This window comes from Streptomyces sp. R28 (assembly GCF_041052385.1).
Taxonomy (GTDB): domain Bacteria; phylum Actinomycetota; class Actinomycetes; order Streptomycetales; family Streptomycetaceae; genus Streptomyces.
Genome location: NZ_CP163439.1, coordinates 4,743,021 through 4,759,091, shown reverse-complemented (window position 1 = coordinate 4,759,091; position 16,071 = coordinate 4,743,021). Strand labels below are relative to the sequence as shown.

General features: G+C 71.1%; 15 protein-coding genes and 1 pseudogene. 7 read left to right on the top strand and 9 right to left on the bottom strand.

Features of this window, described 5'->3' with window-relative positions; genetic code table 11:
- Positions 1–11 precede the first annotated feature (11 nt).
- From AB5J49_RS20950 to AB5J49_RS20925, 6 genes are all read right to left on the bottom strand, one after another.
- Entirely contained in the window at positions 12–2,258 is a 2,247-nt protein-coding gene (locus tag AB5J49_RS20950; protein WP_369170148.1) for an acetate--CoA ligase family protein, read from the bottom strand.
- Between the two features lie 143 nt (positions 2,259–2,401).
- Positions 2,402–3,916, bottom strand: coding sequence for a flavin monoamine oxidase family protein (locus AB5J49_RS20945; protein ID WP_369170147.1), 1,515 nt, complete (start codon positions 3,914–3,916; stop codon positions 2,402–2,404).
- A gap of 202 nt (positions 3,917–4,118) precedes the next feature.
- Positions 4,119–5,306, bottom strand: coding sequence for a flavin-containing monooxygenase (locus tag AB5J49_RS20940; RefSeq protein WP_369170146.1), 1,188 nt, complete (start codon positions 5,304–5,306; stop codon positions 4,119–4,121).
- Positions 5,307–5,606: 300 nt separating this feature from the next.
- Positions 5,607–6,425: an ABC transporter permease gene (locus AB5J49_RS20935; protein WP_369170145.1), complete on the bottom strand. Its 819-nt coding sequence runs from the start codon at positions 6,423–6,425 to the stop codon at positions 5,607–5,609.
- Positions 6,422–7,384 carry an ATP-binding cassette domain-containing protein gene (locus AB5J49_RS20930; protein ID WP_369170144.1) on the bottom strand — a complete coding sequence of 321 codons (963 nt, stop codon included), beginning with the start codon at positions 7,382–7,384 and terminating at the stop codon, positions 6,422–6,424. Before AB5J49_RS20930 ends, AB5J49_RS20935 begins: the two co-directional genes overlap by 4 nt.
- A 32-nt stretch (positions 7,385–7,416) precedes the next feature.
- On the bottom strand, positions 7,417–8,085 hold the full coding sequence (locus AB5J49_RS20925; protein ID WP_369170143.1) for a DUF4097 family beta strand repeat-containing protein: 669 nt from the start codon (positions 8,083–8,085) through the stop codon (positions 7,417–7,419).
- A 225-nt stretch (positions 8,086–8,310) separates the two neighbouring features.
- Between AB5J49_RS20925 and AB5J49_RS20920 the strand changes: the two genes are divergently transcribed.
- Both AB5J49_RS20920 and AB5J49_RS20915 read left to right on the top strand, forming a co-directional pair.
- Positions 8,311–9,063, top strand: coding sequence for a helix-turn-helix domain-containing protein (locus tag AB5J49_RS20920; protein ID WP_369170142.1), 753 nt, complete (start codon positions 8,311–8,313; stop codon positions 9,061–9,063).
- Positions 9,064–9,142: 79 nt separating this feature from the next.
- Complete coding sequence (locus AB5J49_RS20915; protein ID WP_369170141.1) at positions 9,143–9,700, top strand: DinB family protein; 558 nt, start codon at positions 9,143–9,145, stop codon at positions 9,698–9,700.
- Between the two features lie 196 nt (positions 9,701–9,896).
- Here AB5J49_RS20915 and AB5J49_RS20910 read toward each other — a convergent pair whose 3' ends face one another.
- Positions 9,897–10,085 (bottom strand): hypothetical protein, encoded by a 189-nt coding sequence (locus AB5J49_RS20910; RefSeq protein ID WP_369170140.1) that lies wholly within the window; start codon positions 10,083–10,085, stop codon positions 9,897–9,899.
- 54 nt (positions 10,086–10,139) lie between these two features.
- Between AB5J49_RS20910 and AB5J49_RS20905 the strand changes: the two genes are divergently transcribed.
- From AB5J49_RS20905 to AB5J49_RS20885, 5 genes and pseudogenes are all read left to right on the top strand, one after another.
- Positions 10,140–10,586 carry a DoxX family protein gene (locus AB5J49_RS20905; RefSeq protein WP_369170139.1) on the top strand — a complete coding sequence of 149 codons (447 nt, stop codon included), beginning with the start codon at positions 10,140–10,142 and terminating at the stop codon, positions 10,584–10,586.
- Complete coding sequence (locus tag AB5J49_RS20900; protein ID WP_369170138.1) at positions 10,586–10,984, top strand: Zn-ribbon domain-containing OB-fold protein; 399 nt, start codon at positions 10,586–10,588, stop codon at positions 10,982–10,984. The genes AB5J49_RS20905 and AB5J49_RS20900 overlap by 1 nt, the downstream gene beginning before the upstream one ends.
- A gap of 24 nt (positions 10,985–11,008) precedes the next feature.
- Positions 11,009–12,299: pseudogene (locus AB5J49_RS20895) on the top strand (IS200/IS605 family accessory protein TnpB-related protein); the annotation flags it as partial.
- 19 nt (positions 12,300–12,318) lie between these two features.
- Entirely contained in the window at positions 12,319–12,930 is a 612-nt protein-coding gene (locus AB5J49_RS20890) for a GNAT family N-acetyltransferase (protein WP_369170137.1), read from the top strand.
- A gap of 121 nt (positions 12,931–13,051) precedes the next feature.
- On the top strand, positions 13,052–13,924 hold the full coding sequence (locus AB5J49_RS20885; RefSeq protein ID WP_369170136.1) for a GNAT family N-acetyltransferase: 873 nt from the start codon (positions 13,052–13,054) through the stop codon (positions 13,922–13,924).
- A gap of 14 nt (positions 13,925–13,938) precedes the next feature.
- Here the strand turns inward: AB5J49_RS20885 and AB5J49_RS20880 are convergent, their stop codons facing one another.
- Positions 13,939–14,664 carry a pyridoxal 5'-phosphate synthase gene (locus tag AB5J49_RS20880; protein WP_369170135.1) on the bottom strand — a complete coding sequence of 242 codons (726 nt, stop codon included), beginning with the start codon at positions 14,662–14,664 and terminating at the stop codon, positions 13,939–13,941.
- A 160-nt stretch (positions 14,665–14,824) separates the two neighbouring features.
- Positions 14,825–16,003 carry an acetyl-CoA acetyltransferase gene (locus AB5J49_RS20875; RefSeq protein ID WP_369170134.1) on the bottom strand — a complete coding sequence of 393 codons (1,179 nt, stop codon included), beginning with the start codon at positions 16,001–16,003 and terminating at the stop codon, positions 14,825–14,827.
- Positions 16,004–16,071 lie beyond the last annotated feature (68 nt).

Sequence of the window (16,071 nt, the reverse complement as noted above, 5' to 3'; positions counted from 1 at the left end):
TACTCCGCTTCTTACGACGGCTGTTCAGGGGCCGGCCGGCAGATGGCCAAGGCGTCCAGCGCCACTGCCCCCTGCCCCTGCGGCAGCACCATCAGCGGGTTGATGTCCAGCTCCGCGAGGTCGTCCTGAAGTTCCAGGGCCATGCGCTGCACCCGCAGGACGACTTCCACGAGCGCGTCCAGGTCGGCCGGGGGGCGCCCCCTGACCCCGTGGAGCAGGGCCCGCCCGCGCAGTTCCGCGCACATGTCCCGCGCCTGCTCCTCACCGAAGGGCGGCACGCGTACGGCGGTGTCGCCCAGGACCTCCACGAGCACCCCGCCGAGTCCGACCGTCACCGTCGGGCCGAACAGCTCGTCGTGGGTGGCGCCCACCACCATCTCGACGCCCCGCTCGACCATCTGGCAGACCAGGACGCCGTCCAGGGAGACGTCCTCGTAGCGGGCGATGTCCGTCAACTCACGGTAGGCATCGCGTACTTGACTGGCGGAAGTCAGCCCGATCTTGACCAGGCCGAGCTCGGTCTTGTGGGCGATCCGCGCGCCGGACGCCTTCATCACCACGGGGTAGCCCACCAGCCCCGCGGCCCGTACGGCGGCCGCCGCGCTGGTCACCAACTGCTCGCGCGGGACACGGATTCCGTACGCCCGCAGCAACTGCTTCGCCGCGTGCTCGCTCAGCTGCTGGCCCGGGCGCATCAGCGCCCGCGCCTTGCGGAAGGAGGGCGAGAGCGTGCGCGGGGCCTCGTCGAACGGGGAGCGGTAGCCGGCGACGAAGCGATGGTGGTCGAGGTAAGCGCGGACGGCGGTGATGCAGTTCGCCACTGTGCGGAAGGTGGCCACGCGCGAGGAGCCGAGCAGCACCTCGCGGTACGCCGGCTCGGTGCCGACCGGCGACCCCCACACCACGCACACCAGCTTGGCCGTCCGTTCGGCCGCGTCCACCAGGTCCTGGACGAGCCGGTCGCTGAGCGGCGGGAAGGGGCCGGTGACCGGGCAGATCAGCACCCCGACGTCGGGGTCGTCGAGGATCGCGTCGATGATCTTCCGGCCGCGCCGGTCGCCGACGGGATGGCCGCCGTTGTCGACCGGGTTGACCACGCTCAGGTACTCGGGTATCCACTGGTGCAGCTCGGCCTGCTTGGCCTGCGACAGCACCGGCAGCGTGAGGCCCGCCTCGCTCGCCAGGTCGGCGAAGTGCGCGCCCGTGCCGCCCGAGATCGAATAGACGACGACGCCCTCGGCCCGGGGCGGCCGCGCTCGGGCCAACAGGGCGGCGGTGTCCTGGAGTTCGTCCAGGCCGTCGACCCGGATCACCCCGTACTGCCGCATCGCCGCGTCCACCACCGCGTCCGCGCCGGTCAGCTTGCCGGTGTGTGAGGCGGCCGTGCGGGCACCGGTCTCGGTGCGGCCCACCTTGACGGCGACGACCGGCACCTTGCGGCGGGCGGCCCGGTCGGCGGCGAGCAGGAAGGACCGGCCGTCCTTGAGGCCCTCGACGTAGCAGGCGATGGCTCCGACCTCGGGCCGCTCGGCGAAGTAGGAGATGAAGTCGGCGGTCTCCAGGTCGGCCTCGTTGCCCGTGGGCGCCCAGTGGGTCAGGCGGATGCCGAGTTCCTGGAGGGCGAAGACGGGGCGGCCCTGGTGGCCGGACTGGGTGATCAGGGCGATCGAGGGGCCGTCCAGGTCGTCGCGGAACCGTTCGAAGGCGTTGAGGTTGGTGTTGGGGCCCAGCAGCCGCATCCCGGACCGCTCGACGGCGGCGGTGAGCCGGTCCTGTGAGGCGGCGCCCTCCTCGCCGGTCTCCGCGAACCCGGAGGCGAAGACGACGGCGAACTTCACCTTGGCCTCGGCCAGTTCCTCGATCACCGGAAGGGGGTCGGCGACCAGCAGTACGGCGAGATCGACCTGCTCGGGCAGGTCGGCGACGGAGGGAGAGCACGGGATGCCGAAGACGGACGGACGGTTCGGGTGCACGGGATGGAGCCGGGCGCCGACCCGCTCGGACCAGGCGACCAGCTGGCGGGTGACACCGGTGTTCGGCCGGCCCTCGGCGTCCGAGGCGCCGATCACCGCGACCGACGCCGGCCGGAAGAAGCGGTCCAGATCGGGCACGTCGGAGTAGAGCGGACGGCCGCTGACATCGAGATCGTCGACCTCGGCCGGCCGGCCGTGGACGGCGGGCCCGGGCTGTTCGCCGCAGGCGATGACCCGGGCCCGGCGGGAGTCGGTGGTGAGGGTGCCGTGGGTTGATCCAAGCATCGGTCCGCCCGCTCCTGTGTGACAGCGATTAACTGACGCAATGTCAGATTAGAGGAACTGACGCTCCGTCAGGAATGGTTGTGCACGCAAAGTTGGGCGAGCCGGCGCCGGAACCTGCGCGGCGTCACCGTGCGGCGCGCCGCTCAGAGCGCCTCCAGTACCTCCTTCGCCACCCGCTCCCCCGACCGCACCGCCCCGTCCATGAAGCCCATCCAGTAGGTGGAGGTCTCCGTCCCGGCCCAGTGGATGCCGCCGACGGGCTCGCGCAGGGCGGGACCGTACTGGGTCAGGACGCCGGGCGCGGCGATGGAGACGGGGCCGCCGCGGGTGTAGGCCTCGTTGTTCCAGCGTTGCAGGACGAAGGAGGTGGGGGAGGCCGCTTTCTCGCCGAAGTACGTGACGTAGTCCTTCAGCACGGCCGCCCGGACCTCCGCCTCGCTCGCGGCGTCCAGCTTGCGGGCCTCGTCGGCCTCGATGAAGCCCATCAGGGCGCCGTAGGAGGCGTCGGGCGGGGAGTTGTCGAAGGTGGAGCTGACCACGCCGGTGTCGCTGACGACCTGGCCGTTGAGGCCGTCGGCGCGCCAGAAGGGGGTGTCGTAGATCGCGATCGCCTTGCCGACCGAGGCCATCGGCAGGCGCTGCATGAGCTGGTCGCGGGCGGCCGGGAGGAGGGGGTCGTAGGAGATGCGGGCGGCGATCGGCGGGGGTACGGCGACGACGACCCGCTTGGCCGTGACGGTGATGCCGTCGGCGGTCACGAGGTAGATGCCGCCGGACCGGGCGATCGTGCGCACCGGGGCGTTGAGCACCACCCGGTCGCCGAGCGTGGCGGCGAGTTTGATCGGCACCAGCTGGGAGCCGCCGACGAAGCGCAGTTCCTGGGCGCCGTTCGCGGTCTCGGTGAGGCGTTCCAGGGTGCCTGGGTGGGAGGCGTTGCCGGCGGCGGCGATGTAGAAGAGGACGAACAGGAAGGAGAGTTCACGGGGTTCGGCCGAGAAGATCGACGTGCAGGCCACGTCGAAGAGGAACTTGGCGGACGGGACGACGGCGTTGGCGCGCAGCCAGGTCTCGAAGGTCTGCCGGTCCCACTCGTCGGCCTTCGCGGCGGTCCAGGGCGCGGCGACCGGGATCTGCTTGGCCAGGTCGTCGAGCGTGGCCTGCACGATCGCGGCGTTGGCGAGCCCGGCCGCGTCGATGGGCGGGACCGAGCCGAGGATGCCGTCGGTGGCGTAGGGGGTCTTCTTGCCATCTTTGTGGAGGAGGTTGTCGCCGGTGTTGTAGGTGGCGAAGGTCTGCACGCCGAGTGAGTCGGCGAGCGCCTTGATGCGGTCCTGGGTGGGGCCGATGAACTCGCCGCCGCCCTCGGTGGTTCCACCGCCCGCGAGGTCGAGGCCCATCACCCGGCCGCCCACGCGGTTGCGGGCCTCCAGGACGACGACCGACTTGCCGGCCGCCACCAGGTCGCGGGCCGCGGTGAGGCCGGCCAGACCGGCGCCGACGATGGCGACGTCCACCGCGCGTGTGGCCGCCGAGGCCGGGCCGGCGGTGGTCGTGGTGAGGGTCGCGGCGCCGGCTGCGGCGGCCGCGCCGCCGAGCAGCGAGCGCCGGGAGATCCGGGGGAGTGAGGGGAGCGGGGGGAGCTGTCTTTCGCGTGCCACGTGCGTCCTCCGTCGTAGCGAGAGGGGGTGAGCCGGAAAGTTGAACAGGGCTCACATTCTGGCTCCGTGCGGTGGCGCGGTACAGCTCTCGCGCAACTTCTGACCCACAAGTAACAACGGATCTACGTAGGAGAGTTGAGGGTGTCTACGACGGAGAGGGCCTGGGCGGAGGGGGCCTGGGTGGAGGGGGCCTGGGCGGAGGTCAGGCCGGCAGTCGGGAGACCCGTCGGCTGCCGTCGCGGGTGATGGCCTTCGCGATCTTCGCCGCGTCGATCGCCATCTCGCGGAGGTTGCCGCTGATCGGGTTGGTGAAGCCCTGGAAGTAGAGGCCTTGCGCGTGCTTCGGGGCACGGGCGCCCTGGACGACCGGCTTGCCGCGGGCGTCGAGCACGTCCAGGTGGCCGACGAGGCCTTCGAGCCCACGGACGTAACCGGTGGCCGCGATGACGGCGTCGGGCGAGACCCGGTTGCCGTCGGCGAGGATGACTTTCCCCTCCTCGAAACCGTCGACGGCGGCCACGATCTCGACCCGGCCCTTGCGTACGGCGTCGATGAGGCCGACGTCGAGAACCGGGATCGCGCCCTCCTCGACCCGGCTGTACAGGCCGGTGTCGGGGCGTGGCAGTCCCTGGGCCGACAGGTCCGGCACGCTGAGCTTCGCCACGGGCCTCGCGAGCCGGTCGACGAGCCCGACCGGCAGCCGTCGTACGAGGATGCTGGTGAACTGAGCGGCCCACCCGGCGGTCGAGCGGCGCACGATGTGCGGAACCGTCCGCACCGCCAGCCGCACCCGAGCCGCCCCGCCCTCCACCAGGTCCACGGCGATCTCGGCACCGGTGTTGCCGACACCGACGACCAGGACGTCGCGGCCGGCGTAGGGCGCCGGGTTGCGGTACTCGCCGGCGTGCAGGAACTCGCCGCCGTACGCGTCCCGTCCGGGCCACCGCGGGATGTGCGGGGTGTGGTTGTGGCCGGTGGCCACCACGACCGCGGCGCCGGTCAGTTCACGGCCGCCGGTGGCGTGCAGCAGCCAGCCGGAGCCGTCGGGTGAGGGCTCGACGCGGGAGACCTCGACGCCGGTGACGATCTCCAGGTCGTGGTGCTCGGCGTACTTCTCCAGGTAGCGCACCACGTCGTCCCGGGACACCCAGCGCCCGAAGCGGCGCGGCATCGGCAGCCCGGGCAGCGCCGACAGCCGGCGGGTGGTGTGCAGATGGAGCCGGTCGTAGTGGCGCCGCCAGGAGGCGCCGACCCGGTCCGACCTCTCCAGCACCACGGCGCGCAGTCCCTGGGCGCGCAGCGCGTACGCGACGGAGAGTCCGCCGGGGCCGCCGCCGATGACGTAGACGGGGCGGTCGGTGGGGGTCGGGGACGCTGTGGAGTCGGCCATGTTCGGGAGCGTAATCACGCTGCCGGTTGATGGGTCTCGGTCAAGACCGGAATTGGTTGCGGATCGATCACGGCTGTGGAAGGAGCGGGCGGGGCCTGTGGCGTGGATCTCCTGGTTGTGGGCGTGGACCTGCCGCTGTGGGCATGGATCTGCTGATGTGGGGGTGGAGTGGGCTTGGGGCGAGTCCGGACATTGTCGAGCCGCCCGCACACGAACGGGGCGGCGTACTCCGACGGGTGTCGGTGTACGCCGCCCTGGGGTGGGTCGGGGTGCGGGAGGTGGCCCGCGTCGTCATGGCGGTTACTTCGGGTCGTCGTTGAACTTCGAGGCCGACCAGAAGTAGCCGAGTACCGCGAGGCCCAGGCACCAGGCGACGGCGAGCCATCCGTTGTTGCCGATCTCGGTGCCGAGGAGCAGGCCGCGCAGGGTCTCGATGGCGGGCGTGAAGGGCTGGTACTCGGCGATCGGCTGGAACCAGCCCGGCATCGCGTCGACCGGGACGAACGTGCTGGAGATGAGCGGCAGGAAGATCAGGGGCATGGCGTTGTTGCTCGCGGCCTCGGCGTTGGGGCTGACCAGGCCCATGCCGACCGCGATCCAGGTGAGGGCCATGGCGAAGAGCACGAGCAGTCCGAACGCCGCGAGCCACTCCAGGACGGTGGCATCGGTGGAGCGGAAGCCGATGGCCACGCCGACGGCGCCGACGAGCACCACGCTGACGATCGACTGCAGCACGCTGCCGACGACGTGCCCGACGAGCACCGAACCGCGGTGGATCGCCATCGTCCGGAAGCGGGCGATGATGCCCTCGCTCATGTCGGTGGAGACGGACACCGCCGTCCCGATCGTGGTGCTGCCGATGGTCATCAGCAGCAGGCCCGGGACGAGATAAGCGACGTACTCCGAGCGGTCGGCGCCCCCGCCGCCGATACCCGCGCTCATGGTGTCGCCGAAGATGTAGACGAAGAGCAGGAGCAGCATGACCGGCGTGAGCAGCAGGTTCAGGGTGAGGGACGGGTAGCGCCGGGCGTGCAGGAGGTTGCGGCGCAGCATCGTGGTCGAGTCGCGTACGGCGAGGGAAATCCGGGTCGGGCGGGCGGGAGCCAGAGGGGCGCTCATCGGTCGGTCTCCTTGGACTGGGTGGGGATGGCGGCTGTGCCGGTCAGGGCGAAGAAGACGTCGTCGAGGTCGGGGGTGTGCACGGTCAGCTCGTCGGCCTCGATGCCGGCGGCGTCCAGCCGGTCGAGGAGGGAGCGCAGTTCGCGCTGGGTTCCGTCGCTGGGTATCTGCAGGGCGAGCAGCTCGTCGTCGCGGGTTGTCTCGCGCAGTGCGGCGGCCGCCCGTTCGTACGCGGCCGGGTCGGTGAAGCGGAGGTGGATGTGTCCGCCGGGGACGAGTCGTTTCAGTTCTTCGGCGGTGCCCTCGGCGGCGATCTTGCCGTCGTTGAGCACGGCGATGCGGTCGGCGAGTTCGTCGGCCTCCTCCAGGTACTGGGTGGTGAGGAAGACGGTGACGCCGTCGGAGACGAGTGCGCGGATGATCTGCCACATGGTGTGCCGGGAGCGTGGGTCGAGGCCGGTGGTCGGCTCGTCGAGGAAGATGATCCGCGGGTTGCCGACCAGGGTCATGGCGATGTCGAGGCGGCGTTTCATGCCGCCGGAGTAGGTGGAGGCGGGCTTTTGCGCTGCCTCCACGAGGTCGAAGCGCTCCAGCAGTTCGGCGGTGACCCGCCGCCCCTCGCGCTTGGAGAGGTGGTGCAGGTCGGCCATGAGGAGCATGTTCTCCTCGCCGGTGATCAGCCCGTCCACAGCGGAGAACTGCCCGGTGACACCGATCGCCGCGCGCACCGCCTGCGGGTCGGCGGCCAGGCGGTGACCGCCGACGTGGATGTCGCCGGTGCCCGGGTCGGCTGAGATCAGAGTGGAGAGGATCTTGACGGCGGTGGTCTTGCCGGCCCCGTTCGGGCCGAGCAGGGAGAAGACCGTTCCTTCCGGGACGGTCAGGTCGACGCCGGCGAGGACGGTCTTGTCGCCGTAGGACTTGCGCAGCCCGTTCGCCGCGATGGCCAGGTTGGTCATGAGGGGTGCTCCTAGTTACCGGCTGCGGGTTTTTACAGGCTGCGGGCGGTGATGTCGCCGTGGGCGGTGGTCGCCCGGATGTTCAGGCCGGCGGCGGCGCCGTCGGTGTTCTTGAGCGAGTTGTTGATGCGGCCGTAGCTGGTGCCGGCGTCCAGGGAGGCGGACACTCCCCGGGCGGCGCCGATGGACAGGTCGCCCATCTGGGTGGTGAGGACCACGGTGCCGTGCACCGCCTCGGCGATGTGGATGGCGCCCTGTTGGGTGCTGATCTCCGCGGGGCCGCCCAGGCGGCCGACCGAGACATCACCGGTGGCGGTGAGGCGAACGCTTGCGGCCTCGTCGATCCTGACCGCGCCGTGGGCGCCCTCGAAGTCGATGTCCCCGAGGCGTCCGACGACGCGGAGTTCGGCGGCGGCCGCCTTCGCCTCGACGCGGGACCCGGCCGGCAGCTGGACCGTGACCTCGACGGAACCGAAAGCGCCGAGGATCCGGTTCTTCGCCGCCGGGGCCTCGACCCGCAGGACGCCGTCGCCGTACACGACCTCGATCTGCTCCGCGGCCTTCACGTCGCGCCCCTTCGAGGCGTCCACGGGCCGGACCTCGACCGTGGTGTCGGCCCGGTCGGCGGCGATGAACTGGATGCGGCCCGCGGGGATGTCGAGGACGGCGGAGACGGGGGCGGGGGTTTCGAACTTCTGCATCGTGCTCTCCTGTGCTCGGTGTGGTTTCCAACGCTGGAAAAGCTACGTTGCGTTCATGGATACGGCAACAGAGTCGTTGCGCTTGATTGATGTAAATGCAGGTCAGAGTGCATAAATCGTTGCAACAGTTCTATATTTAACGCAACGTCAGGCATCCGCTCGTTGCAATGGATGGGGAGTGAACGCTATCCTGGAGGCCTCAAGGAAGTGCGAAGGGAGACCGCGGTGCCGGGAGGCAGGCTCACTCAGCAGGAACGTCAGCAGATCGCGCTGGGGCTGGCCGACGGCCTCGCCTACGCGGAGATCGCCAGGCGCCTCGACCGTCCGACCTCGACCATCACGCGCGAGGTCATGCGCAACGGCGGGCCCACCGCCTACCGCGCCGACCTGGCCCACCGCGCCACCGAACACCGTGCCCACCGGCGCAGGCAGGCCGCGCCCCGAGGGTCGCAGGCGCCCGTGCAGGCCCATGGGCGCGACGCGGAGGCCGTACGCGAGTACGAGGAGGCGTGGACCACGCTCCTCATGCAACAGGGCCTGCCCAAGATGATGTCCCGGGTGCTGACCTGCCTCTACACCACCGACGCGGGCAGCCTCACCGCGTCCGAACTCGTCCAGCGGCTCCAGGTCACCCCGGCGTCCATCTCCAAATCGGTCACGTTCCTCGAAGGCCAGGGCCTCATCCGCCGGGAACGCGACGAAGGCCGCCGCGAGCGCTACGTCGTCGACAACGACGTCTGGTATCAGGGGATGATCGCCAGCGCCCGGTCCACCGCCCAGCTCGCCGAGACCGCACGGCAGGGCGTCGGCGTCCTCGGTCCCGACACCCCGGCCGCCACCCGCCTCGAGAACATCGCCCGCTTCATCGACTTCGTCGCCGAGAGCATGACCCGCGCCGCGGAGCAGGCCCGCGACGTCCTCTACGCGAAACCCGAAGCGACCTCGGGCGGCACTGCCGAGCCGGGTTCGGATCGCTGACCGCTGCGACGCGGAGCTGACGCCCGCACGCCTGGAAACCCGCTTGCCCGTCGGGTCGCCGCTCGCCATCGTGAACAGGGTGAGCGACGAGCCCGAGCGATGGAGCCAGGCCAGTGTCTACCCCGACATGTGGGTGGACCCCGACGAGGACCCCCGCACCAGTGACGGCGTCAGCCCGGACGGCGAGTCGGCGACGCTGCGGGACTTCCTGAACAACTACCGGCTGACCCTGCTGATGAAGTGCGAGGGGTTGGACCCGGAGCAGTTGGCGCGCCGGTCGGTCCCGCCGTCGACGATGTCCCTGCTGGGTCTGGTACGCCATCTCGCCGAGGTGGAGCGGGACTGGCGCAATTGGATCGTCCCGGGAGACCCGGCGCCGAAGCTGTACGGAGCGGGGGGTGACTTCGAGGGAGCCGCAGCCGAGCAGGCACTGGTCGAGGGCGCGTTCGCCGATCTCGCTCGCGAACAGGCGGCGACCGACGCGGCGTTGGCCGCCTTTGCGGATCTGGGCGCGCGCGTGGTCCAGGACGGCAACTCCGTGCGGGAGCTGTGGGTTCACCGGATCGAGGAGTACGCCCGCCACTGCGGGCACGCCGATCTGCTGCGCGAATGCGTCGACGGCCGGGTAGGGCAATAGACGGCCGCGGCGGGCATAGGGCGCGGGGCACAGGGAACTCCGGCGAAAGGCACGACGCCGGGCCCTGACATGGGTCGGGCCCGGCGTCGTGCGGGCGGTGGCCGGAGTTATGACGGGAAACCGGCACCGCGTCTTGAGGGGCTACTCGGTCACAGGGGTACTGCTCGATCACAGGGGGCTACTCGGTCACAGGGGATTACTTGGTCCGCTTCCCCTCGTAGCCGCTGATCTTGGCGATCCACGTGATGAAGTCGCCCGGGTCCGAGTTCGCGCCGTGCCCCTCGTCCCAGTAGTAGAGGTGGCTGACCTCGTCGCTCAGCCCGTTCGCGGCGGCGGCGAGGTTGGCGGAGACCGTCACCGACGCAAGCGATTCTGTTGGACTCATCGCGGATGCACAGGCGATTGTCAGACTCGTCTTATCTGACGTACCGTCAGATCCATGGACGCGATCTGGCTCACAGGTGCGCAATGGCTGGCCGTGCTCCGCATAGGCCTCGGGCTGTGGTGGCTGGAGAGCTGGCGGCACAAGGACAAGAAGAGCTGGTTCGAGGGGTCCGGGATCGCGTGGGCGGCGGATGTGGCGGCCAAGCACCGCTGGAACGCCGTACGCTCCGGCTTCGAGTTCGTCGTCACGCCACGGCCGCGCGCGATGGCGTACGTCGTGCTGTACGCGGAACTGGCCCTCGGGCTCGGGCTCGTCCTCGGGTTCCTGACCCCGATCGCCCTCGTCGGCGGGCTGCTGCTCAACGGCCTCTACTTCGCCCTGATGATCCACGACTGGGCCGAGCAGGGGCAGAACGCGATGATGGCGCTGATCTCGCTGGTCGCGCTGGGCGGCATGTCGTGGCAGTCGTGGTCGGTGGACAGCGTGCTGGGGCTGTTCTGATGGGCGCTCAGCGCTACGACGTCCCGGAGGCCGACGCCTTCACGCGCGCGTACTGGGACGCGGCGGAGGAAGGCCGACTGCTCATCCGGCAGTGCGGCACCTGCGGCCGGGCCCACCACTACCCCCGCGAGTTCTGCCCCCACTGCTGGAGCGAGGACGTGACATGGCGGCCCGCGAGCGGCCGGGCCACCCTCTACACCTGGTCCGTCGTGCACCGCAACGACCTGCCGCCCTTCGGGGAGCGGACGCCGTACGTCGCCGCGGTCGTCGATCTCGCCGAGGGGCCGCGGATGATGACCGAGGTCGTCGGGTGCGCGGACGCCGGGCGGTTGCGGGCGGGGATGGACCTGGAGGTCGCCTTCCGTGACGGGGTGCCGGTGTTCCGCCCTGTGAGGTGACCGAGGGGGTTGTGAACTGCTGGCACGATCGCGCACCGGCTGTCCCTCCCGGTCGCGGAGAAGGGCGGCAAGCGGGCTCCGGGCGGCTACGCAAGCAGGCAGCAGTGGCATGCCAAGACCCGCCGCCTGCACGTGTTCGAAGACCGGCTCCAGACGGCGCGCGGACTGGGAGGCCGGGCGCGTGCACTTGGTGCGGGGCGGGAAGCGGCTGCTGAACACCCGCCACCACCTGGAGCAGGCGCAGCTCACCGAGGAGCAGTGGCGCACGCGGTGGCAGGCCGGGCGCCGGTTCCTTGAGGCCGACGGCGAGAGCGGGAAGCGGTTCGGTAACGAGACCATCCGCGTCACCCCCGGCGGCGAGGTCTCCATCAAGCTCCCCGCGCCGCTCGCGCATCTGGCCAACGCCCCGCACGGCCGGTATGTCCTCGCCTCGAAGGTGGCGTTCGCGCACCGGGGCGAGCAGTGGGCCGACCGCGTCCAGGCGAACCGGGCCGTGGCCTACCGCATACACGAAGACACCACACGCGGCCGCTGGTATCTGACCGCATCGTGGACCATTCCTCCGGTCAAGACCGTGCCCCTGGCCACGGCCCGCACAGGCGGGCTGGTCGGCGTCGACACCAACGCCGACCACCTGGCCGCCTGGCGCCTGGACGCACACGGCAACCCCGTCGGCGAACCGGCCCGGTTCGGCTACGACCTGTCCGGCACCGCCGCCCACCGGGACGCCCAGGTCCGGCACGCGCTGATTCGCCTGCTGCACTGGGCGAGGCGCCACAGCCTCACGATCGCGATCGAAGACCTCGACTTCCAGGCGGAGAAGACCCGCGAGAAGCACGGTCGGCGTAAGAAGTTCCGCAACCTCGTCTCCGGTATGCCCGTGTCCAGGCTGCGGGCCCGGCTGGTGTCGATGGCAGCGGAACTCGGCATCACCATCGTCGCCGTCGACCCCGCCTGCACCAGCCGCTGGGGCACCCAGCACTGGCAGAAACCCCTCACCACCAAGAACAGGAAGATCACTCGCCACGACGCAGCCGCCGTGGCGATCGGCAGGCGCGCCCTGGGACACCCGATCAGGCGACGGACGGCACCGCCCCCACACGACCAGAGCGATCGCGTGGGGCATCGGACCGTCCAGGCCCGACCGGGCACCCCGGGACGTGAGGAACCCCGCCCCCGCATCCCCGGACCACGGACACGATCCGTGCCCGCCGGACGCGGAGCGAAAGCGGGTAACCAGCGTGCCCAACACCGTTCGGGGCACACGGCTGAGCATGAGTCCTGGCAACAGGACTCACTCCCGCTCAGTCTTTAGGAACGGTTTGAATGGCCGCATGACTCACCCCGACGCCGGCATACGACCCCCCGCCCACCCCCTCCCCGACCTGCACGGCCACGGCCTTCGCCTGCGTCCCTGGGACGCGGACTCCGACGTCGACGTCGACGTGTGGTTCCGGGGGCGCGCCGACCCGGAGCTCCGGCGCTGGAACACCCCGCTGAAGATCGCCACGGACCTCGACAGCGCCCGGGAATCCCTGCGCGCCACGGCACGGAACACGGCGCAGGGCGCGGCGGCGTCGTACTGCGTCACCGACGCGGCGACCGGCGCACCCCTCGGACACATCGGCGTCAACGTCATCAACCGGGTCATGAACACCGCCCGCGTCGGCTACTGGGTCCTGCCCGAGGCCCGCGGCCGCCGCGTCGCCACCCACGCGCTCGCCCTCACCGCCCGCTGGGCCCTCACCGAACTGGGGCTGCCCCGCCTCGAACTCGGCCACGCCGTCGGCCACGACGCCTCCTGTCACATCGCCGAGCTGTGCGGTTTCCGCCTTGAGGGGACCCTGCGGGGCGGGATGTGGGAGGCGGGGCGGCACGACGCGTACCGGGACATGCATCTGCACGCCCGGCTGGCGACGGATCCGGAGCCGGACGTCAACCTGTAGGCCCACGGGACCGTGAACCCGGGGCCCGCCGACCCCCGCCTGGGAGTGGCGTCTTGTGTCGGCTTCGTGTCCACGGCGGAAAAGGGTGCACAACCGCCGCCCGGGCGCGGGATCATGAGGTATGCGCCCGGACGACTGGTACTGCACCCAGGACCTCACCGGTTTCCTCTCCCACGCCGGTGGCTTCCTGCGCTCACGCCCCGATCTGCACACCGTCGCCCTGACGGTGACCGAGACGCTGCGCAGGGGCGGGTTGCGTGCCTACGGCGACGAGGCGCCCGTCTTCGGCGTGCTGGAGCTGGGCGGGCAGGTGCGCGCCGCCTACTTCCGCACCCCGCCCTTCCGGCTGAACGTCACCCCTCTCGCCCCCGACGAGGCCGAGTCCCTAGCCGCCCACCTGGTCGCCCTCGGCCACCCGGTCCCCGGCGTCATCGCGGCCCACGAGACCGCCGAGGCCTTCGTCGCGGCCTGGCGCCGGCAGACGGGCGCCAAGGGTGCGGTCAGCCAGCGCCAACGCCTGTACCGGCTCGGCAACCTGACCGCCCCGCACCCCCTCCCGGCGGGCCGGGCGCGGGTCGCGGGCAAGGCGGACCGGGAGCAACTGACGTGCTGGTACCGCGAGTTCGTCAACGCCGTCGGCGACCACGCCGCCCGTGACGCCGCCGCATGGGCCGACTCGCGGATCTCCTACGGAGGCGTCACCCTCTGGGAGGGCGAGGACGGCACCCCCCTCGCCATGGCCGGCGTGACCCCGGTGGTCGCCGGGCAGGTCCGGGTCGCCCCCGTCTACACCCCGGCCCATCTGCGCGGACGCGGCTACGCGGGCGCGGTCACCGCACAGGTCAGCCGATCCGTGCTCGCCTCCGGGGTGCGCGAGGTGCTGCTCTTCACGGACCTGGCCAACCGGACGAGCAACAGCCTCTACCAGCGCATCGGGTACCGGGCGGTGGCCGACTTCACGGCGTACGACTTCCGGGGGATCCGCACCTACTGAGAGACGAAAGGCCCTCAGGGCCAGAGCAGCTCCTTGGCCCAGCCTTCCTCGGTACGGCGGTAGTTGAGCCGCACATGCCGCCGCCGGGCGTCCCCCTGGAAGAACTCCACCGTCTGCGGGCGCAGGTGGTACAGCGTCCAGGTGGGCACCGCAGCGTCGGGCTCGCGCCGGGCCCGCTCCCAGGCCGCTTCCGAGGTGCGCGCCAACTCCTCCAGCGAGCCGAGGACTTGGCTCTGGCGGCCGGTCAGGGCAGCCGCCAGGGCGCCGGTCGAGCGGGCGTGCAGGTCGGCCTGGGACTCGGCGGACGGGGCGTTCGTCACCGGCCCCCGCAGGCGCACCTGGCGGCCCTGGGCGGGCCAGTAGAAGCCGAGGGCCGCGTACGGGCGGGCGGTGAGCTGACGGCCCTTGCCGCTGTCGATGTGCGTCGCGAAGGACCAGCCGGACGCGTCGGCGCCGTGCAGCATCACCGTCCGTACGTCCGGCAGGCCCTCCTCGTCCGTCGTGGCGAGGGACATCGTGTGGGGCTCCACCTGCCCCGCCGCGACTGCCTGCGCGAACCACGCCGTGAAGAGGGCGAGGGGTTCCGCGGGCGCCGTGGCGGGGTCGAAGGCGGGCAGGTCGACGTCCCACACCCGAAGCGACCTCAGCAGCTCATGGAGATCCGGCTCATGAGGATCCTGCTCATGGAGATCCGGCTCATGAGGATCCTGCTCATGTTGATCCAGCTCGTGACGGTCCATGCCCCGATTGTCACGTGCGGCGCGGGCTCAGACCTGCCCGAGGTCGGACGACACCCAGCGTTCGGGACGCATTTGACATCCTCCCCCTCTTAAAAGAGGGGGATTCCAACCCAGGAGGGTTGAGGTTCACGGGTGCTCGAACGGCCACTTGCGAACCCCGTCAGTCCCGCCCCAGCACCACCGTCCCCGACGAGCAGAACCACCCCCCGGTCCCCGAAGCCACCCCCAGCCGCGGCAACTCCCCGACCCGCCCCCGCTGCCACACCTGACGCTCCCCGCCCTCCCCCCGCAACTGCCGTACCGCCTCCACCAGAAGGAACAGCCCCCGCATCCCGGGATGCTGGGCCGACAGCCCGCCCCCGTCCGTGTTGACCGGCAGTTCCCCGCCCCGCACCAACAGCCGGCCTTTCTCCACGAACGCCCCGCCCTCGCCCTTCGCGCAGAAGCCGAGGTCCTCCAGGGTCACCAGGGTCATGTAGGTGAAGGCGTCGTAGATCTCGGCGAAGTCGATCTCCTGTGGCCGCACCCCGGCCCGCTCGAAGGCGAGCCGCCCGCTCACCGCCGCCGGGCCGGTCGTGAAGTCGGGCCACTCGGACATCGCGGCGTGCGAGACGTGCTCCCCGGCGCCGAGGATCCACACGGGTGCCGCACGGCAGTCCCGTACGAACTCCTCGGCGGCCAGCAGCACCGCCGCCCCGCCGTCGGAGCGGATGCAGCAGTGCAGCTTGGTGAAGGGGTCCGCGATCACCCGGCCGGACAGGACGTCGTCGACCGTGATCGGGGCGCGGAACATGGCCTCGGGGTTCAGGGCGGCGTTCGCCCTCGCCTGGACCGCCACCTGCGCCAACTGCTCGATCGTCGTGCCGTGTTCGATCATGTGGCGGCGGGCGGCCATGGCGTACTTGGCGATGAGCGTGTGGCCGTAGGGCACCTCGAACTGCAGCGGGCCCCGGGCGCCGAAGGACAGGTTCCCCGTCCGCCGACCCGCCTTGATGTCCGCGCGGGCCGTGGAGCCGTAGACCAGGAGGACGGCGTCGGCGTGCCCCATGGCTATCGCGTCCGCCGCATGGGCCGCCATGACCTCCCAGGTCGAGCCGCCGACGGAGGTGGAGTCGACCCAGGTGGGGCGCAGGCCCAGGTACTCGGCCACCTCGACGGGGGCGAGGGTGCCGAGCCCGGCGGACGCGAAGCCGTCCACCACCTCCCGGCCGAGCCCCGCGTCGGCCAGGGCGCGGCGGGCCGCCTGGGCGTGCAGGGCGAACGGGGTCGCGTCGTCCACGCGGCCGCAGTCGGCGAGGGACACGCCGACGACGGCGACTTTCCGGCTCCCGGGAGTCATGCGAGGCCTCCAACCTCTGTGCATCTCGTTTCGGCCCTCCTAATATGACGGCCCGTCAGATACGGAGG